At 71.8% G+C, this 18,661-nt stretch carries 13 protein-coding genes; 5 read left to right on the top strand and 8 right to left on the bottom strand.

The genetic code is table 11. The annotated features are described in order from the left end of the window. Positions 1–39: 39 nt before the first annotated feature. Genes OG357_RS28585 through OG357_RS28565 form a run of 5 tightly spaced genes read right to left on the bottom strand, consistent with a single transcriptional unit; the run spans position 40 to position 6,029 of the window. Positions 40–1,119 carry a LacI family DNA-binding transcriptional regulator gene (locus tag OG357_RS28585; protein WP_329623884.1) on the bottom strand — a complete coding sequence of 360 codons (1,080 nt, stop codon included), beginning with the start codon at positions 1,117–1,119 and terminating at the stop codon, positions 40–42. Continuing rightward, entirely contained in the window at positions 1,107–2,774 is a 1,668-nt protein-coding gene (locus tag OG357_RS28580) for a glycoside hydrolase family 13 protein (RefSeq protein WP_329623883.1), read from the bottom strand. The genes OG357_RS28585 and OG357_RS28580 overlap by 13 nt, the downstream gene beginning before the upstream one ends. Positions 2,775–2,824: 50 nt before the next feature. Then, positions 2,825–3,721, bottom strand: a complete 897-nt coding sequence (locus OG357_RS28575) for a sugar ABC transporter permease (protein ID WP_443066749.1) — start codon at positions 3,719–3,721, stop codon at positions 2,825–2,827. Then, positions 3,718–4,731, bottom strand: coding sequence for a carbohydrate ABC transporter permease (locus OG357_RS28570; protein WP_329623882.1), 1,014 nt, complete (start codon positions 4,729–4,731; stop codon positions 3,718–3,720). Before OG357_RS28570 ends, OG357_RS28575 begins: the two co-directional genes overlap by 4 nt. A 20-nt stretch (positions 4,732–4,751) precedes the next feature. Next, positions 4,752–6,029: an extracellular solute-binding protein gene (locus OG357_RS28565; RefSeq protein ID WP_329623881.1), complete on the bottom strand. Its 1,278-nt coding sequence runs from the start codon at positions 6,027–6,029 to the stop codon at positions 4,752–4,754. Between the two features lie 370 nt (positions 6,030–6,399). Here OG357_RS28565 and OG357_RS28560 point away from each other — a divergent pair, with 370 nt between their 5' ends. Then, positions 6,400–7,446 (top strand): LacI family DNA-binding transcriptional regulator, encoded by a 1,047-nt coding sequence (locus OG357_RS28560; protein WP_329623880.1) that lies wholly within the window; start codon positions 6,400–6,402, stop codon positions 7,444–7,446. 75 nt (positions 7,447–7,521) lie between these two features. Beyond that, entirely contained in the window at positions 7,522–8,451 is a 930-nt protein-coding gene (locus tag OG357_RS28555) for a phosphatase PAP2 family protein (RefSeq protein ID WP_329623879.1), read from the top strand. 9 nt (positions 8,452–8,460) lie between these two features. Here the strand turns inward: OG357_RS28555 and OG357_RS28550 are convergent, their stop codons facing one another. After that, the gene (locus OG357_RS28550) at positions 8,461–10,032 is read right to left on the bottom strand and encodes an amidohydrolase (protein WP_329623878.1); all 1,572 of its coding nucleotides are present in this window, start codon (positions 10,030–10,032) and stop codon (positions 8,461–8,463) included. Next, positions 9,942–11,483 (bottom strand): APC family permease, encoded by a 1,542-nt coding sequence (locus tag OG357_RS28545; protein ID WP_329623877.1) that lies wholly within the window; start codon positions 11,481–11,483, stop codon positions 9,942–9,944. The genes OG357_RS28550 and OG357_RS28545 overlap by 91 nt, the downstream gene beginning before the upstream one ends. A gap of 126 nt (positions 11,484–11,609) precedes the next feature. On the opposite strand from OG357_RS28545, the gene OG357_RS28540 reads away from it, so the two are divergent. Together OG357_RS28540 and OG357_RS28535 are read left to right on the top strand one after the other, a co-directional pair. Next, the gene (locus tag OG357_RS28540) at positions 11,610–12,218 is read left to right on the top strand and encodes a TetR/AcrR family transcriptional regulator (protein WP_329623876.1); all 609 of its coding nucleotides are present in this window, start codon (positions 11,610–11,612) and stop codon (positions 12,216–12,218) included. A gap of 130 nt (positions 12,219–12,348) precedes the next feature. Further along, positions 12,349–13,191 carry a DUF4344 domain-containing metallopeptidase gene (locus OG357_RS28535; protein WP_329623875.1) on the top strand — a complete coding sequence of 281 codons (843 nt, stop codon included), beginning with the start codon at positions 12,349–12,351 and terminating at the stop codon, positions 13,189–13,191. Between the two features lie 6 nt (positions 13,192–13,197). Here OG357_RS28535 and OG357_RS28530 read toward each other — a convergent pair whose 3' ends face one another. After that, positions 13,198–16,185 (bottom strand): bifunctional [glutamine synthetase] adenylyltransferase/[glutamine synthetase]-adenylyl-L-tyrosine phosphorylase, encoded by a 2,988-nt coding sequence (locus OG357_RS28530; protein WP_329623874.1) that lies wholly within the window; start codon positions 16,183–16,185, stop codon positions 13,198–13,200. 262 nt (positions 16,186–16,447) lie between these two features. On the opposite strand from OG357_RS28530, the gene OG357_RS28525 reads away from it, so the two are divergent. Continuing rightward, on the top strand, positions 16,448–18,649 hold the full coding sequence (locus OG357_RS28525; RefSeq protein ID WP_329623873.1) for a PIG-L family deacetylase: 2,202 nt from the start codon (positions 16,448–16,450) through the stop codon (positions 18,647–18,649). The last annotated feature ends 12 nt before the right edge of the window (positions 18,650–18,661 follow it).

Genomic DNA, 18,661 nt, shown 5'->3' with positions numbered 1-18,661 from the left:
ACCCTCCGGACGCCGCTCCGGACCCCTCGACGCAAGTTGTTACGAAAGGACTTGCGGCACCCTGCCGGGCGGCTGCGCGGTCGAGCCGCGGACCACCAGCTCCGGCTGGAAGACGAACTCCGTGCGCTGCACGGGATTCCCCTCGATCTCCTCCAGGAGCGCGCCGACCGCCGCCGTCGCCATGGCCTGCACGGGCTGGCGCACGGTGGAGAGCGGCGGGCTCGTGAAGGCGATGAGCGGCGAGTCGTCGAAGCCGACGACGGAGACGTCCCCCGGCACGTCGAGGCCCCGGGCGCGGACGGCGCGGATCACACCGAGCGCCATCAGGTCGGAGGCGCAGACGATGCCCGTGCACCCCTCGCCGAGCAGGATGTCGGCCGCCGCGTGCCCGCCCTCGACGCCGAAGAGCGTGGGCCTGATGAACCGTTCGGCCTCGGCCCGTTCGATGCCGAGGAGCTCGTACAGCTCGGCGGTGAAGCCCTCGGCCTTGCGGCGCGACGGCACGTACCGGGTGGGGCCGATGGCGAGCCCGATCCGCTCGTGCCCCAGCTCGACCAGGTGCCGCACGGCCATGCGGGCCGCGGCCCGGTCGTCCGGGGAGACGAAGTTGGCGTCGATGTGCTCGTTGTAGCCGTTGATGAGGACGTACGGCACGCCCCGGTCGCTCAGCCGGGCGTAGCGCGCCGGGTCGGCGGAGGCGTCCGCGTGCAGCCCGGAGAGGAAGACGATGCCGGCCACCCCGCGCTCCACGAGCTGTTCGACGAGCTCGTCCTCGGTGGCGCCGCCCGGCATCTGCGTACAGAGCACCGGCGTGTACCCGTGGCCGGCGAGGACCTGCTCGACGACCTGCGCGAACGCCGGGAAGATCGGGTTGGTCAGCTCGGGCACGACGAGCCCGACGAGGCCCGCGCTGCGGCGTTTGAGCCGTACGGGACGCTCGTAGCCGAGCACGTCGAGCGCGGCGAGCACCTTGTGCCGGGTCGCTCCGGCCACCCCCGCCTTGCCGTTGAGGACGCGGCTGACGGTGGCCTCGCTGACCCCGGACTGGGCCGCGATGTCCGCGAGCCGCGGGGCGCCGTTCCCGGCGCCCCGCGGCAGGGGGATCGTCACACCGCCCACCAGACGGTGGTGTCGGCGGGGAGTTCGATCTCGTCGTCGACGACCCTGATCTCCTCGTTGGAAAGGAGGAACCGGCCGGGCAGCGGGACGGAAATGGCCCGGCCGGTGGTGTTGGCGGTGCAGACGAAGCCGTCGCGCCGGAAGGCCAGGACGCCCTCGGGCGCCTCCAGCCACTCCAGGGCCTCGCCCGCACCGAGTTCGGGACGCTCGCGGCGCACGGCGAGCGCGCTGCGGTACAGCTCCAGGGTGGAGCCGGGGTCGCCGGTCTGCGCCTCGACGCTCAGCGCACCCCAGGTCGCGGGCTGCGGCAGCCAGGAGCCGCCGTCGCCGAAGCCGTACGAGGAGCCCTCGACGGACCACGGGATCGGCACCCGGCAGCCGTCGCGGAAGCCGTCCTGGCCGCTGGCCCGCCAGAAGGACGGGTCCTGACGGACCTCGTCGGGCAGGTCGGTGACGTCCGGGAGGCCGAGCTCCTCGCCCTGGTAGACGTAGGCCGAGCCGGGCAGGGCCAGCATCAGCAGGGTCGCGGCCCGGGCCCGGCGCAGGCCGAGCTCGCGGTCGCCGGCCTCGCGCAGCTGGGTGCCGAGGCCCGCCGGGTTGGCGAAGCGGGTGGCGTGCCGGGTGACGTCGTGGTTGGAGAGCACCCAGGTGGTGGGGGCGCCGACCGGGCGCATCGCGGCGAGCGACTCGTCAATGACCGAGCGCAGCTCGGTCGCGTCCCAGTGGGTGCCCAGGTACTGGAAGTTGAAGGCCTGGTGCATCTCGTCGGGGCGCACGTAGTTCGCGGTGCGGTCGACGGTCGGGGTCCAGGCCTCGGCGACGAGGACGCGCTCCCCGTCGTACTCGCTCAGCACCTTGCGCCAGGAGCGGTAGATCTCGTGGACGCCGTCCTGGTCGAAGAAGGGCATGACGTCGTTGCCGAGCAGCTTCAGCTGGTCGTGGGCGCCGATGTCGGGCAGGCCCGGGGCCTTCACGAGGCCGTGGGCGACGTCGACGCGGAAGCCGTCGACGCCCATGTCGAGCCAGAAGCGCAGGATGGAGCGGAACTCGTCGCGTACGGCCGGGTGTTCCCAGTTGAAGTCGGGCTGCTCCGGCGCGAAGAGGTGGAGGTACCACTCCCCGGGGGTGCCGTCCGCTTCCTCGGTCCGGGTCCAGGCGGGGCCGCCGAAGATGGACTCCCAGTCGTTCGGCGGCAGTTCGCCGTTCTCGCCCTTGCCGGGGCGGAAGTGGTAGCGCTCGCGCAGCGGCGATCCGGGGCCCTCGCGCAGCGCCCGCTGGAACCACTCGTGCTGGTCGGAGGAGTGGTTGGGGACGAGGTCGACGATGATCCGGAGGCCCAGGTCGTGGGCCTCGCGGATCACGGCGTCGGCGTCGAGGAGCGAGCCGAACATCGGGTCGATGGCCCGGTAGTCGGCGACGTCGTAACCGGCGTCGGCCTGCGGCGACGCGTAGAACGGGGAGAGCCAGACGGCGTCGACGCCGAGGTCCTTGAGGTACGGCAGCCGCTTGCGGACACCCTCCAGGTCGCCCATGCCGTCGCCGTTGCCGTCGGCGAAGCTGCGCGGGTAGACCTGGTAGATCACCGCGTCTCTCCACCAGCCCGTGTGCGTGCCGGTGGTGGGGGCGTCGGCCGGGGTGGCGAGATGCTGGGTCATGTCTTCCCTGAGAGGTAAGGAGGTACGTTCGGGCGGGGTGTTCAGGGCCGTCAGCCCTTGACGGCACCGGCCGACATGCCGGTGACCAGGTGCCGCTGGGCGAAGAGGAACACCAGGGCGGCGGGGACGGCGATGAGCACGGAGGCCGCTGCCATCGGGCCCCACTGGGCGCCGTACTGGTTGACGAACTTCTGGAGTCCGCCGGCGAGCGTGAGGTTCTCGTCGCCGACCATGAACGCGGAGGCGTAGGCGACCTCGCCCCAGGCGGTGATGAAGGAGTAGAACGCGGTTACCGCGATGCCCGGCTTGGCGAGCGGCAGGATGAGCCGCCAGAAGGTGCCGAACGGGGTGAGTCCGTCGACGTAACCGGACTCGTCTATCTCGCGCGGGATGGTGTCGAAGAAGCCCTTCATCATCCAGGCGCAGAACGGGACGGCGATCGTCAGGTAGGTGATGACCAGGCCGACCGGCTGATTGAGCAGGCCCATCGACGACATGATGTTGTAGATCGGCACGATGAGGACGGCGACCGGGAACATCTGCGTGATGAGCAGGGTCCACATCAGGCCGCGCTTGCCGGGGAAGCGGAAGCGGCTGACGGCGTAGCCCGTGGTGGCGGAGATGAAGACGCCGACGACGGTGGTGAGACCCGCGACGAGCAGCGAGTTCCAGAACCACGTGAGGAACGGGGTGTCCCTCAGGAGGTTCGTGTAGTTCTCGAGCGTCGTCTCTTTGACGAAGTCGGTGGTGGTCGCGTACTTCGCCGGCTTGAGCGAGGTCAGCAGGACCCAGAGCACCGGGAAGACGGCGATCACGGAGGTGATGATCAGGGTGAGGTGCAGCCCGACCGAGGCGATCGGCGAGCGGCTGCCGCGCAGCGGGGCGTTGGCCGGAGGCTGGGGAGTGGCGCGGTGGGTGGCACGGCGGGTGGGGGTCGTGGTCGTCACCAGACTTCTCCCTGCTTGCGGAGGACTCGCCGGTAGACCGCGGCGAAGAGCATCAGGAGGACCAGGATCAGGACACCCCAGGTGGACGACTGGGCGAAGTCGCGCGGGCTGATCTCGAAGGAGAACTTGTAGGCCTGGGTGACGAGGATCTGGGTGGCCTCGCCGGGCCCGCCCCGGGTGAGCAGGAAGATCACCGGGAACATGTTGAAGGTCCAGATGGTGGAGAGCAGGATCACCGTCGTCGACACCGAGCTCAGGCCGGGCATGGTGATGTTGCGGAAGCGCTGCCAGGCGTTCGCGCCGTCCATCTCGGCGGCCTCGTACAGCTCGCCGGGGATGGACTGGAGCCCGCCGAGGAGGGCGACCATCATGAACGGGACGCCGAGCCAGACGTTGACGAGGATGACCGAGAGCTTGGCCCAGGTGGGGTCGTTGAGCCAGGGGATGCCGTCGATGCCGGCGCCCGTGAGGATCTGGTTGAGCATGCCGCGGCGCTCGTCGTACAGGAAGCGCCAGGCGAAGACGGAGACGAAGCCGGGGACGGCCCAGGGCAGGACCAGCAGCATCCGGTAGACGGAGCGGCCGGCGATCCTGCGGTTGAGGATGTTGGCGAGCGCCAGGCCGAGGCCGAAGGTGATCGCCACGCAGGACACGGTCCAGACGATCGTCCAGCCGAGGGTGCCGAGGAACTGGTTCCCGGTGATCGCGTCGGTGTAGTTGTCCAGGCCGACGAACTCGTAGGTGGCCGGGATCTCGTTGACGCCGATCGACCGTGCGACGTTCCGCTCGTTCGCGTCGGTGAACGACAGATAGATGCCGCGGACCAGCGGGTAGCCGATGATCACGCCGATCACGACCACGACCGGGGCGACCAACGCCCAGGCGTACCAGTACGTGGAGAGGGAGCGCTTCGCCGCGCGGCGCGGCGTACCAGTTCCGCGGCTCCGGCCGCGAGCGACGGTGTCGCCCGCGGCCTTCGCCACCGACTGGCTGGGGGTGTCCACAGCCATGAGCCGGCCTGCCTTCTTTCTTACTTCCAGTCCTTCAGGAGCTTGCGGTAGGCGTCGGCGATCGCCTTGGCACCGGCGTCCGGGGCGGTCTGGCCGGTGAGCACCTTGGTGTACTCGACCTTGACCGGCTCGAAGAGGCTGCCGCCCTCCGGGATCCACGGGCGCTGGACGGCCTTCTCGACGACCGGCTTGAAGAAGGTGATCATCTCGTTGGTCGCCACGTCCGACTTGATGTAGACGGACTGGCGGGTCGGGAGGAGGCTGAGCTCCTTCGCGACCGTCGCCTGCGTCTCGGCCGAGGTCATGTACTCGGCGAAGGCGTAGGAGGCGTCGAGGTTCTTGGAGCCCGCGTAGACGGCGAGGTTGTGGCCACCCTGCGGGGCGCCCTGGCCGGCCGAACCGGCCGGGACCGGGGCGATGCCGAGGTTGGCCTTGTCGGTGAACTCCTTGCCGGCGTGCGTGTCGGCGACGGCCCACGGGCCGTTGATCATCATGGCGACCTTGCCGTCCTTGAAGGCGGCCTGCATGTTGTCCCAGCCGTTGGTCGCGTCGGTGATCGCGGCCTTCGAGTCGACCAGGTCCTTGACGACCTTGAGCGCCTTCACGCCGGGCTCGTCGCCGATCGTGATCGTCTTCTTCTCGGCGTCGACCAGGTTGCCGCCCTCGCCGTACAGGAAGGAGAGGAACCAGTACGGGTCGTCGCCACGCAGGTACAGGCCGGTCTTGCCGGTCTTCTGCTTGATCTTGGCGGAGACGGTCTTGAGCTCGTCGATCGTCTTGGGGACCTCGACGCCGGCGTCCTTGAAGATCTTCTTGTTGTAGAAGATGCCCATGGAGTCGATGACCTGCGGCACGGCGTAGGTCTTGCCGTTGTACTTGGTGGAGGCCGCGGCCTGCTCCAGGAAGTCGTCCGCGTTCTTGAGGGCCGCGGTCTCGTCCAGCGGGGCCAGGTAGCCGAGGTCCGCGAACTCGGGGGTCCAGGCGACCTCGGAGCGGATGACGTCGGGCGCGCCGGAGCCGGACTGGGCCGCGTTCTTGAACTTGTTCTGCGCCTCACCGAAGGGCACGTTCACATACTTGACGGTGACCTTGGGGTGCTTCTTCTTGAAGTCCTCGGCGACCTTCTTGAAGACCTTGTCCTCGGAGCCGACCGTGGACGTGTCCCACCAGGTCACGGTGCCGGAGAGCTCGCCGGAGCCCTTCGAGCCGCCGCCGTTCGAACCGCTCCCACTACCGCACGCCGCCAGGGTCACGCCCAGGGCCGCGACCAGCGCGGTGGCCGCTATGCCACGCCGCATGTGAACTCCTTCAGTGATCCCGGGGAAGACGAGGGGCTGGAACGTTCCTCATTGCGACCGCTCCCTCGCGGCGCTCCGGGTTGGCAGGAACGTAACAGGGATGAAATCGCGCCGAAAGAGCTTGCGTGAAATTTCTGCAAGACCCGGGGATCGTTACATCCGCGTGTCCCTAAGGTTGCCGAAGGGTCGGTTGACAGGGGCCGGAGCAGGCCACTTCCGGACAGAACGACCTCACAAGAGGTCACCGCCCTCACACGCTCCGTCTCGCAAGCCCTGCAAGACCTTGCGAAACCGCATGGAATCCGTCCCGAATCCACCCCGACGGGCGTTCGGTGGGCAATACGCGCTGTGACCGGTACAGTCCATCCACATGACCGCGCGGCTTGCCGATATCGCAGCCCAGGCGGGGGTCAGTGAAGCCACAGTCAGCCGCGTGCTCAACGGCAAGCCCGGTGTGGCCACCGCCACCCGTGAATCCGTGCTTGCCGCACTCGACGTGCTCGGCTACGAGCGGCCCGTACGACTGCGTCAGCGCAGCGCCGGGCTCGTCGGTCTCATCACCCCCGAGCTGGACAACCCGATCTTCCCCGCGCTCGCGCAGGTCATCGGGCAGGCCCTGACCCGGCAGGGGTACACGCCGGTCCTGGCCACCCAGACCCCCGGCGGATCCACCGAGGACGAGCTCACCGACATGCTGGTGGAGCGGGGCGTCGCCGGCATCATCTTCGTCTCCGGGCTGCACGCCGACACCACCGCCGACATGACGCGGTACGACCAGCTGCGCGGCAAGGGCGTCCCGTACGTCCTCCTCAACGGCTTCTCCCCCAAGGTCCAGGCGCCCTTCGTGTCGCCCGACGACCGGGCGGCGATGCGGCTCGCGGTGACGCACCTGGCGGCTCTCGGCCACACCCGGATCGGGCTCGCCGTGGGTCCCAAGCGGTTCGTCCCGGTGCTGCGCAAGATCGAGGGCTTCCGGAAGGGCATGGAGGAGCGGCTCGGCCTCGGCCCCGAGGAGTCCGAGGAGCTGATCCAGCACTCCCTCTACACGCTGGAGGGCGGCCAGGCGGCAGCGGGCGCGCTGATCTCCCGGGGCTGCACCGCCGTCGTGTGCGCGAGCGACATGATGGCGCTCGGCGCGATCCGGGCGGCCCGGCAGCAGGGGCTCGACGTGCCGCGGGACGTCTCCGTCGTCGGCTTCGACGACTCCCCTCTCATAGCGTTCACGGATCCGCCGCTGACCACCATCCGCCAGCCCGTGCAGGCGATGGGGCAGGCCGCGGTCCGCGCGCTGCTCGAAGAGGTCGGGGGGACCCCGGCGCCGCACTCCGAGTTCGTCTTCATGCCTGAGCTGGTCGTTCGCGGGTCGACGGCGTCGGCTCCGTCTCCCGTGTCTCCCTCTCCCGTATCTCCTTCTTGAGGGGGAGCGGGTGCGGCCGGAACCCGACCGGGGGATGATCGGTCGAGGGGACTGGATCTGGCAAACTCTCTGCCTATGGGTGAAACGACCGTGAAGAGTTTGGACGACCGGACGACCCCGTCGTCACCCATCGTGGTTGACGGCAGGTGGTCGCGCCTGCGTGCGCGCGTGCCGCGCCGACCCACGATCTGGTTCGAGATCGCGCTCATCGCGATCAGCTACTGGACGTACTCGCTCATCCGCAACGCGGTGCCGGAGCAGAAGGCCCAGGCGCTGAAGAACGCGGACTGGATCTGGCAGGCCGAGGAGTCCCTCGGCCTCGCCTTCGAGCACGCCGTCAACCACGCCGTGAACTCGGTGACCTGGCTGATCGTCTCGATGAACTACTACTACGCCACGCTGCACTTCGTCGTGACCATCGGTGTGCTCGTGTGGCTGTACCGATGGCAGCCGGGCCGTTACGCGGCGTTCCGTACCGTCCTGTTCGCCACCACCGGTGTGGCCCTGGTCGGTTACTACCTGTACCCGCTCGCGCCGCCGCGGCTCATGACCAGCCAGAACTTCATCGACACGGTGCTCGTGCACGAGACCTGGGGCTCGATGGCCTCGGGCAACCTCAAGCACGTGTCGAACCAGTACGCGGCGATGCCGTCGATGCACATCGGCTGGTCGCTCTGGTGCGGGCTGACGATCTTCCTCCTGGCCAAGGCGCCCTGGGCGAAGATCCTGGGCCTGCTCTACCCGACGGTCACGCTCGTCGTGATCGTCGCGACCGCCAACCACTTCTGGCTGGACGCGGTCGGCGGCATGATCTGCCTGGCCTTCGGCTTCCTCGTCTCGTACTTCTGGTACGGCTCCCGGCCGCACAAGCTGCCCAAGCTGGTGGAGCCGGCCGCTCCGGTCGCCCAGGGCGGTCCGCGTCCGTCGGAGGGTACGAAGGACACGGACCACGAGGCGGAGGGCCAGGACACGGACGCCGAGCGTCCGGTCGGCTCCCGCAGGTAACCCTGCCGCTCAGTCCTGCCTGTACGCGATCCGGCCACCGGTGACGGTGAGCCGGATCGCCGTCTTTTCGACCTCGTCCGCCGGGGCCTCCACCGGGTCCACGGCGAAGGCCGTGAGGTCGGCCCGGAAGCCCGGGGCGATCCGGCCGGCGACCGTCTCCTCCCCCGCCGCGACCGCCGCGTGCGTCGTCATGCCCTCCAGGGCCATCAGGCCGGTCAGACCGTGCCGGGCCGAGGCCGCGCCGCGCGGGGCCCGGGCGGTCGCGAGGACCTGACGGGCGTCGTGGTGGGCGATGGGCCAGTCGGAGCCGAGAGCGAGGTGCGCCCCGGCCTCCCGCAGGTCGCGGCAGCGCCAGGCGCGGGCCGACCGCGCCTCGCCGAGCCGCTTGGACCACTCGTCGGTGTGGTCGGCACGGGTGTACGCGGTGTGCGGCGGCTGCATGGAGGCGACGACCCCGAGCGCGGCGAAGCGGCCGAGCTGGTCGTCGGGGACCGTCTCGATGTGCTCGATCCGGTGCCGGGGACCGCCCGCGCCGAGGCCTTCCACGGTGTCGAGAACGTGCCGGACGGCGGCGTCGCCGATCGCGTGGGTGGCGGTGCCGACCCCGGCGCGGTGGAGGTGGCGTACGGCGGCGGAGTACGCGGCCGGGTCGGGCCAGAAGGCGTCGGTGCCCTGGCCGTGGCAGTCGGCGTGCTCCAGCCAGGCGGTGCCGCCCTCGACGGTGCCGTCCATGAAGAACTTCACGCCGCCGATCCGCCACAACCGGCCGGCCCGCTCCTGGAGGCGTACGAAACCGTCCAGCTCCTCCTCGGTGGCGCCCGGCATGCACCAGGGCGCGAGGCGCAGGCGCAGCGGCAGGTCGCCGTCCTCCTCCAGGGCGGCGAGGAGCCCGGGTACGTCGTGTCCGCCGAGGTCCATGACGTGGGCGCCGGTGAGGCCGGTGGCGGCCATGCCGGTGAGCAGCTCGACGAGCCGGTCGCGGCGCTCGGCGTACGGCTGGGAGGGGAGGACCGGGGTCATCAGGTCCATGGCGGCGTGCTCGATGAGGTGCCCGGTGGGGCGGCCGTCGGCGCCGACGACGATCTCGGAGCGCTGGGTGAAGGCGCGGGGTCCGTCGATGCCGGCGGCCTTGAGGGCGGTGGCGCTGACGAGGGCGGAGTGTCCGTCGTAGAGGCGCAGGTGGGCGGGGGCGCCGTCGAGGACGTCCTCGATCAGGTCGCGGTGGACGGGGCGGCCGCCGAAGACGTTGTGGTCGAGGCCGAAGCCGAGGACCCAGCCGTCGCGGCGCTCGGCGGTCCGCAGGGCGGCGCGGAGTCCTTCGAGGTCGATGACGGCCGAGAGGTCGGTGCCGGTGTACATCTCCAGGCCCCAGACGGGGTGGCTGTGGGCGTCGGTGAGGCCGGGTGTGAGGGTGGCGCCGGCCAGGTCGACGGTCTCGGTGCCGGGTCCTGCCCAGGAGCGGGCGTCGTCGGCGTCGCCGAGAGCGGTGATCACTCCGCCATGGACGGCGACGGCGGTGGCGCCGGTGAGCTCGGGGTCGCGGACGCGGGCGTTGACGAGGACGAGGTCGGGTGCGGACACGAGGGGTCTTCTCCTTCGGTGGGTGCGGGTTCGGCGGCGAAGCGGGCGTAGACCTCGGGGCGCGTGCGGCGGAGCCGGTACGCGAGGAGGAGCCCGAGGAGGAAGACGGCGGGGACGAGCGAGACCAGCACGGTGTTCACGGTCGTCGAGGCCGCGGTGAAGAGCTCGATGTTCGCGGCGACCAGGCCGATCGCGCCGGCCAGCAGGACGAACGCGGTGACGGGCGCGACGACGGTGCGGAGGACGCCCTCGCGGTGGTCGATCTTCCGGAAGAAGAAGGGCACGGCAAGGGCGGCGAGCAGCTGGAGGACCATCAGGCCGAGCATGCCGGGGGTGTTCACCCAGAGCAGGAGCTGCTGGTACGGGTCGGCGCCCGCGAGCGCGAAGGCGAGGACGACGACGGCGCCGAGCACGGTCTGCGCGGCCCCCGCGACGTACGGGGAGCGGTGGCGGGGGTGGATCCGGCCGAGGGTCTTCGGCAGCACGCCCTCATCGGAGAGGGAGAGGGTGTAGCGGTTGATGGCGTTGTGGAAGGCGAGGAGGGACGCGAGGACGCTGGTGACGATGAGGATGTGCATCAGGTCGGCGGCCCACGCTCCGACGTAGGTGGTGATGGCGGCGAAGAAGAGGCCGCCGGGGTCGTCGGCTGCGGCCTGGACGACCTTGTCCTCGCCGAAGGCCTGGATGACGGTCCAGACGACGAAGGCGTAGAAGAGGCCGAGGAAGGCGACCGCGAGGTAGGTGGCGCGGGGGATGGTGCGCTCGGGGTCCTTGGCCTCGCGCCGGTAGATGACGGTGGACTCGAAGCCGGTGAAGGCGGCGAACGCGCAGGCCAGGACGGCGGCGGTGCCGCCGGTGAGGACGTGTTCGGGAGCGAGGCCGCCGAGGGAGAGGCCGTTCGCGCCGCCGTCGACGAGGACGCCGCCGGCGAGGAGGACGAGGATGCCGGTCTCGGCGACGAGGAGGACGCCGAGGAGTTTGGCGCCGAAGTCGATCGAGCGGTAGCCGCCGTACCAGATCAGCAGGAGGCCGGCGAGGGAGACGGGCAGCCAGGGGACGTCGTGGCCGAGGGCGGCGGCGGTGTCCGAGGTGGCGGAGCCGAGGAGCCCGTACACACCGATCTCCATGCCGTTGTAGCCGAGCATGGCGACGAGGGCGGCGGCGATGCCGATCGGCCGGCCGAGGCCGCGGGTGATGTACGCGTAGAAGGCGCCGGCGCTGCGGACGTGGCGGCTCATGGTGGTGAAGCCGACGGCGAAGACGGTGAGGGTGAGCCCGGCGAGGAGGTAGCCGACGGGGGCGCCGATGCCGCCGAGCAGGATGGCGATGGGGGCGACGCCGGCCATGACGGTGAGCGGGGCGGCGGCGGAGACCACGAAGAAGGAGATGTCGGCGGTGGAGAGCGTGCCGGTTCTCAGACCCGGGGGCTCGTCGGGCGTGGAGGAGGGCATGGGCGAGGACATACGGGGGAAGCCTTCCGTGACAGGAAACCTAAAGGCTTTCGGTTTGCGCAATGTAACCTCGGCCTCGACCGTTCGGGAAGACCTGACGGGCACCTGAACAGGGAGTGACGATTCATGGGCCGGCCGCGCAGACCCCTCCTCGACCGGGAGCGGATCACCACCACGGCACTCGAAATCGTCGACGAGAAAGGCGAGTTCAGCGTCCCGCAGATCGCGAAACGCCTCGGGGTGCAGACCGCGTCCGTCTACCACCACGTGGACGGCCGGGACGGGATCGTGGAGCTGCTCCGCGCGCGGGTGGCCACCGGGATCGACGCCGCGACGCTGGACCTGCCGCACTGGGACGAGGCCATGGCGGCCTGGGCCCGCTCCTACCGGGCCGCGTTCGCCGCCCACCCGCGCGCGATCCCGCTGCTCATGACGTCACCGGTGCGCGCGCCCAAGGTCCTGCACCAGTACGAGAAGGCTGTCGGCCGCCTGCTCGACGCCGGGTTCGCCCTGCCGGACGTCATGCCCGTGATCATCGCCCTGGAGAACCTGGTCCTCGGCTCGGCGCTCGACCTGGCCGCGCCCGAGACGATGTGGGAGCTCGCCGACGAGGCGGCCACACCACGGCTGGCCCGCGCGCTCGGGGCTATCCCGGAGGGCCGCGCCGACCAGGCCTTCGAGCTGGCGCTCACCGGGTACCTGGCGCACGTCCGGACACTGCTCGACGCCTCGTAGGGACGGGGCCGCACATGCCCGCGCATGTCGGCGGCCCTATCCTGAGGTTGTACGGCCCTCGGGGTCCCGGCCGCTCCGACTCCCCGACACGGTCCATCGCGCGCGGTGGTCCAGTGGCAGGAGGCAGAGAATGCGCTTCCACCGCAGATGGGCCGCCGCCCTCGCCGCAGCCGCCCTCCTGACCGTCGGCGCGTCCAGCGCGACCGCCGCACCCGCCGCACCCGCCGCACCCGCCGTGCCCGGTCCCGGAGGGCTCGTCGTGAGCTACCAGCCCGCACAGACCGAAGTGGGCCTGGCCGAGCAGCAGTTCCTCCAGGAGAACCAGGTCCTGGAGAGCGCCGCCGCCCACGCGAACGCCCTGATCGGACTGCCCCGGGACATCCCCCTGGTGGCGGTGAGCTGCGACCCTCCCAACGCCTACTGGGATTCGGAATCCCAGGCCATCCTCTTCTGCTACGAGTACGCCGCGCTGTTCCGCGAGATCTTCTCGGAGCGGAACACCGAAGGCAGCCCCGCCGAGCAGGCCCGGGCCACCGACGAGGACGTCATCGGCGTCGCCAACAGCACGGTCTTCCATGAGCTCGCACACGCCCTCATCGAGGTCTACGAACTTCCCGCCACAGGCCGGGAGGAGGACTCGGCCGACCAGCTCGCCACGCTGCTGCTCTCCGAGGACTCGCTCCACCAGGAGTACGCGATCAGCGACATCGAGGCGTGGGGCGCCCTCGCCGAACTCTCCGAGCAGGGCGACCTCGGCGACAAGGTCGCCGACGAGCACGCCCTGGACTCGCAGCGCTACTACAACGCCATCTGCTGGCTGTACGGCTCCGACCCGGAGACCTACGAGTTCGTGGTCCGCACCGAGGCCAACCCCGAGGGCTTCCTTCCGGAGTCCCGCGCCGTCCGCTGCCCCGGCGAGTACACGCAGATGCAGAAGGCGTGGAGCACCCTGCTCGCCCCGTACCTGAAATGAGAACTCCTACGCCCCGTAGAACAGTTCCTCGACGATGGCCCTGGCGCGGCGGGTGACGCGGCGGTAGTCGTCGACCAGTTCCCCGACGTGGCCGGGGACGTAGCCCAAGTACCGTCCGACCGCGGCGAGTTCGCGCGGGTCCGAGGGGAAGGTGTCGCCGGGGCGGCCGCGGACCAGCATCACCGCGTTGCGGACGCGGGTGGCGAGGACCCAGGCCTCGTCGAGGGTCTGCGCCTCGTCCGTCGGGATCAGGCCCGCCGCGTGCGCGGCCGCGAGGGCCTCGCGGGTACGGGTCGTCCGCAGCCCCGGTTCCGCCCAGCCGTGCCGCATCTGAAGCAGCTGGACCGTCCACTCGACATCGCTCAGGCCGCCGCGCCCCAGCTTGGCGTGGAGCGTCGGGTCGGCGCCGCGCGGCAGCCGCTCGGACTCCATGCGGGCCTTGAGGCGGCGGATCTCGCGGACCGCGTCCTCGCCGAGGCCCTCGGCCGGGTAGCGCAGCGGGTCGACGAGCTCGATGAACCGGTCGGCCAGCTCCCGGTCGCCCGCCATGGGTTCGGCGCGCAGCAGGGCCTGGCTCTCCCAGACGAGTGACCAGCGGCGGTAGTAGGCCTCGTACGACTTCAGGGTGCGGACGAGGGGCCCGCTCTTGCCCTCCGGCCTGAGGTCCGCGTCGATCAGCAACGGCGGGTCGGCGGTGGGGAGCTGGAGCAGTCGCCGCATCTCCGCGACCACCCTGTTCGCGGCCTTCGCCGCCTCCTGGTCGTCGACGCCCTCGCGCGGCTCGTGCACGAACAGCACGTCGGCGTCGGAGCCGTAGCCCAGCTCGTGGCCGCCGAAGCGGCCCATGCCGATGACGGCGAACCGGGTCGGGAGGGTGTCGCCCCACTCGGCGCGCACGACGGCCCGCAGGGCGCCGGCGATCGTCGCCGCGTTGAGGTCGGTGACGGCCTCCCCCACGCGGTCGACCAGCGCGCCGGGGTCGGACTCGCGGGGGTTGTCCTCGGTGCCGTACGAGCCGATGAGATCGGCCGCGGTGGTACGGAACAGCTCCCTGCGGCGCACCCCGCGGGCCGCCGCGACCGCCTGCTCGGCGTCGTCCGCGCGGCCCACGGCCGCCAGGACCTCCTGCTCCAGGTGGTCCCGGCCGCGCGGCTTCAGCCCCTCCGGGTCGCCGAGGATGGCGACCGCCTCGGGGGCGCGGAGCAGCAGATCGGGGGCGAGGCGGCCGGCGGAGAGCACCCGGGCGAGGTTCTCGGCGGCGGCGCCCTCGTCGCGGAGGAGCCGGAGGTACCAGGGGGTCTTGCCGAGGGCGTCCGAGACCTTGCGGAAGCCGAGGAGGCCGGCGTCCGGGTCGGCCGAGTCGGCGAACCAGCCGAGGAGCACCGGCAGCAGCGTCCGCTGGATCGCGGCCTTGCGGCTGACGCCGGCGGAGAGCGCCTCCAGGTGACGCAGGGCGGCGGCCGGGTCCTGGTAGCCGAGGGCTTCGAGGCGCTGGCCCGCCGCCTTCGGGCTGAGCCGGATCTCGCCGGGGGCGAGCTGGGCGACGGCGTCGAGCAGAGGCCGGTAGAAGAGCTTCTCGTGCAGTCGGCGGACGACGGCCGCGTGCCGCTTCCACTCCTTGTTGAGCGCGGTGACCGGGTCGGTGCGCAGGCCGAGGGAGCGGCCGAGGCGGCGCAGGTCGGCCTCGTCCTCGGGGACGAGGTGGGTGCGGCGCAGCCGGTACAGCTGGATGCGGTGCTCCATGGCCCGCAGGAAGCGGTACGCCTCGTCGAGCTGGGCCGCGTCCGCGCGGCCGACGTAGCCGCCGGCGGCGAGCGCGGCGAGCGCGTCCAGGGTCTTGCCGCTGTGCAGGCCGGCGTCGCTGCGGCCGTGCACGAGCTGGAGGAGCTGGACGGCGAACTCGACGTCCCGCAGGCCGCCGGGGCCGAGCTTGAGCTCGCGCTCGACCTGGGCGGCGGGGATGTTGTCGACGACCCGGCGGCGCATCTTCTGCACGTCGGGGACGAAGTTCTCGCGCTCGGCGGCCTGCCAGACGAGCGGGGAGACGGCGTCGATGTACTGGGCGCCGAGCTCCGGGTCGCCGGCCACGGCGCGCGCCTTCAGGAGCGCCTGGAACTCCCAGGTCTTCGCCCAGCGCTGGTAGTAGGCGAGGTGGGAGGAGAGGGTGCGGACGAGGGGGCCGTTGCGGCCCTCGGGGCGGAGGTTGGCGTCGACCGGCCAGATCGTGCCCTCGATGTTGGTCTCGGAGCAGATCCGCATGAGGTGCGAGGCGAGCCGGGTCGCGGCCTGGAGCGCCTTGCCCTCGTCGGCGCCTTCGACGGGCTCCCCGACGAAGATCACGTCCACGTCGGAGACGTAGTTGAGCTCGTGGCCGCCGCACTTGCCCATCGCGATCACGGAGAGCCGGCACTGGGCGGCGTCGGCGGGCTCGGCCGTGCGGGCGATGGCGAGCGCGGCGCGCAGCGTCGCCGTCGCCAGGTCGGCGAGCTCGGCGGCCGTCTCGGCGAGGTCGATGGTGCCGCACACGTCACGGGCCGCGATGGCGAGCAGGCAGCGGCGGTAGGCGACGCGGAGCGAGACGGCGTCGGTGGCATCGGCGAGCCCGTGCTCGAACTCGGCGACGCCCGGGTGCAGGTCGGCCGCCTCGTACGTGACGAGGGACTCCCAGTCGCGGGGGTGGCGGGCCAGGTGGTCGGCGAGGGCCTCGGAGGCGCCGAGTACCCCGAGGAGCCGGTCCCGGAAGGGCTTGGCGGAGAGCAGGGTGGCGGTGAGGGTCTGCCGCTCGGTCTCGGGCTGGGCCTCGACGAGCCGGACCAGGCCGCGGAGGGCCAGATCGGGGTCGGCGGTGGCGCCGAGGGCGTCGAGGAGGACGGCGTCGCCGCGGAGGGCGGCCAGCTCGGGTACGTCGAGGAGCCGTTCGGCCCCGGACGGATCGGTGAATCCGTGGCGCAGCAGACGTGAGAAAGTACTGCTTCTGCGTCCCGGCACCGTCATCCGACCGCTCCCTCCAAGCAGGTCCATCCCAGGTCTCCCACAAGGTCGGGCCCGGGAGGTCGAGCCTATCGAGCCTATCCGGAGTGGGGAGCGCAGGCGCTCAGGCCTTCGGATCGAAGCGGATCACACGTGACATCTCGCACATTGATCGCTTTTCGGGCCCGATGAACCGTATTTCTTGAAAGTCCGTCTTGTTGTGTGCGTGCACCACCCCCGCGCGCCGTCCTCTCTCCCGTCCTTCTGTGAAAGCGCGCCGACACCGATGCCCGTCCGTCTCACCCGCCGTCCCGCCGCCTCCTCCCGCCGCGGGGGCTCCCGCCGCAGGGTCGTCACGACGGCCGTGACGACCGTCCTGGTGGGCGGCACCTTCGCCGGTCTGCTGTCGGTGACGACGGCGCCGGACTCCTCGGCGGCGTCGGCCACCCCGCCCGTGCACACGCCGGAGGAGGGGAAGGTCCGCCCGGTCGAGGCGCGGGCGAAGGAGCGCGCGCCGGAGGCGCCGGCCGCCGCCTCCGACGGCGCGTCCGTGGTGCAGATCGTGGCGCACCCCGACGACGACCTGTTCTTCATGAACCCGGACACCTCCCAGTCCATCCGCTCCGGCAACGCCCTGACCTCCGTCTACCTCACCTCCGGCGAGTCGGACGGCGTCAACGCCCGTCCGCGCGACGCCGCCGGGGCCGCGCCCGACAAGGCGGGGTACGCGGAGGCCCGGCAGAACGGCATCCGCGCCGCGTACGCCGAGATGGCCACCGGCAGCCGCACCAGCCCCTGGGAACGGGTCGCGATCCCCACGGCCGGCGGCGCGACCGCGGAGCTGGACACCCTGCGGGCGAAGCCGCACGTGAAGCTGGTCTGGCTGCAGATGCGCGAGGCCGGGGCGACCAACGGCGACCGCCCCGAGAGCCTGAACGGCCTGTGGCACGGCCGGATATCCGCGCTCGCCTCCCAGCGCGCCTCCGGCACCCCGGTCGCGGCGGACTTCACGTACACCAAGGACCAGGTCGTCGCGACGGTGGCCGGGGTCCTGGAGCGTTTCCGGCCGACCTTCGTCCGGATGCAGGACCCGACCTCCGGCAAGGTCGCCGGCACGGACCGCTACCAGGACCATCAGGACCACCTGTACGGGGCGCGGTTCGTCCAGGCCGCGCTCGCCCGGTACGCGGAGATACCCGGGCACCCGCACGTCGGCGTGCAGAACTACCTCGGCTACCCGACCAGCGTCCTGCCGCACACCCTCGACCCCGAGACGGCGGACGCGAAGCTGAAGACCCTCAAGACGTACGCGTGGATGGACGGCGTCAACGACTGCGGGACCGTCTCGGGCTGCGGCGACCTGAAGGTGGCCGCGCGGCCCGCGGGCCGGGGCTGGGCGCAGACCATCCGGTACGCCCGGGGCACCTCCACCTCCTGGGTGCAGCGCGACCGGGGCGGCGCGCTGCACGCCTTCTCCGTCCTCGACGGGCGCCTCGCGACCTGGCGGAAGGCGGCGGGCGAGGCGGCGTGGCAGGGGCCCGTCCTGCTGCCCGGCGGCGGCCTGGACAGCGGGGTCACCTCCACGCTGCTGCCCGACGGCCGGCTGGCCGTCTTCGGCACCCGGACGACGCTCGGCGCCGGCCCGGCGGACTACCGGCGCGAGGTCGTGACGACCGAGCAGACGACGACGGGCGGCGCGGGCGACTCCGGCAGCCCCGGCAGCCCCGGCGGCGCCTTCGGCCCGTGGCGTTCGCTCGGTACGCCCGAGCGGGACGACGTCGGGGGCACCTCCGACATCAGCGCGCCCGCCGTGACCCTGGGCCTCGACGGCCGGGCGACCCTGGTCCTGCGGGACAGCGCTCACCGGCTCGTGGCGCGCGAGCAGGGCGCGGACGGCCGGTGGGGTCCGTGGCGGGCGCTCGGCGGCGCCGATGTGCACGGCGACCCGGTGGCGGCGACCGACGCGACGGGCCGCGGGTACGTCTTCGCGAGCACCCCGACCACCGTCCTGGCGTGGGCTGCGCAGCGCCCCGGCGGACCGCTGACGGGTCCGGTACGGACGGGCCTGCCGCCGACGACGCTGGCGCTGAGCGCGAACGCGGCGCCGGGCGGCGAGGGCGTACGGCTCTGGTTCCGCAAGCCGGCCTCCAACGACCTGCGGACCGCCGACTTCTCGGGCGCGGGCCTGGCCTCCCCGATGCGGGAGCTGGCGGGCGGCGTCGCGGGCTTCGGCCCGGTGAGCGGTTCGGCCGGGGGTACGGTCGGCGGCTCGGTGGGGGGACCCGCGGGCTCGGCGGACGTCGGCGGCATGCTCGCGGTCCGCTCCCGTACCGGCGTCCTGGCGACGGCCCCGCTGGGCCGGGGCGGGACGCGGCCGACGTGGCGGCTGGAGCGGTTCCTGTTCGCCGGGGCGCCCGACGCGGGGACGGACGGGGTCGCGGCGATCGGCCTGAACGGCCGGCTGCACTGGACGCCCGCGGACCGCTGAGTCCGGACGTAC

It is taken from the genome of Streptomyces sp. NBC_01255 (assembly GCF_036226445.1).
Classification (GTDB): domain Bacteria; phylum Actinomycetota; class Actinomycetes; order Streptomycetales; family Streptomycetaceae; genus Streptomyces.
Note: the sequence above shows the minus strand (reverse complement) of the source record. Positions and strands in the feature narration are given on the sequence as shown.

Bases quoted from the DNA above. Each gene is read 5' to 3' on its own strand.
- OG357_RS28580 (WP_329623883.1), bottom strand. From the start codon at position 2,774: ATGACCCAGCATCTCGCCACCCCGGCCGACGCCCCCACCACCGGCACG.
- OG357_RS28570 (WP_329623882.1), bottom strand. From the start codon at position 4,731: ATGGCTGTGGACACCCCCAGCCAGTCGGTGGCGAAGGCCGCGGGCGAC.
- OG357_RS28565 (WP_329623881.1), bottom strand. From the start codon at position 6,029: ATGCGGCGTGGCATAGCGGCCACCGCGCTGGTCGCGGCCCTGGGCGTG.
- OG357_RS28560 (WP_329623880.1), top strand. From the start codon at position 6,400: ATGACCGCGCGGCTTGCCGATATCGCAGCCCAGGCGGGGGTCAGTGAA.
- OG357_RS28555 (WP_329623879.1), top strand. From the start codon at position 7,522: ATGGGTGAAACGACCGTGAAGAGTTTGGACGACCGGACGACCCCGTCG.
- OG357_RS28545 (WP_329623877.1), bottom strand. From the start codon at position 11,483: ATGCCCTCCTCCACGCCCGACGAGCCCCCGGGTCTGAGAACCGGCACG.
- OG357_RS28540 (WP_329623876.1), top strand. From the start codon at position 11,610: ATGGGCCGGCCGCGCAGACCCCTCCTCGACCGGGAGCGGATCACCACC.
- OG357_RS28535 (WP_329623875.1), top strand. From the start codon at position 12,349: ATGCGCTTCCACCGCAGATGGGCCGCCGCCCTCGCCGCAGCCGCCCTC.
- OG357_RS28530 (WP_329623874.1), bottom strand. From the start codon at position 16,185: ATGACGGTGCCGGGACGCAGAAGCAGTACTTTCTCACGTCTGCTGCGC.
- OG357_RS28525 (WP_329623873.1), top strand. From the start codon at position 16,448: ATGCCCGTCCGTCTCACCCGCCGTCCCGCCGCCTCCTCCCGCCGCGGG.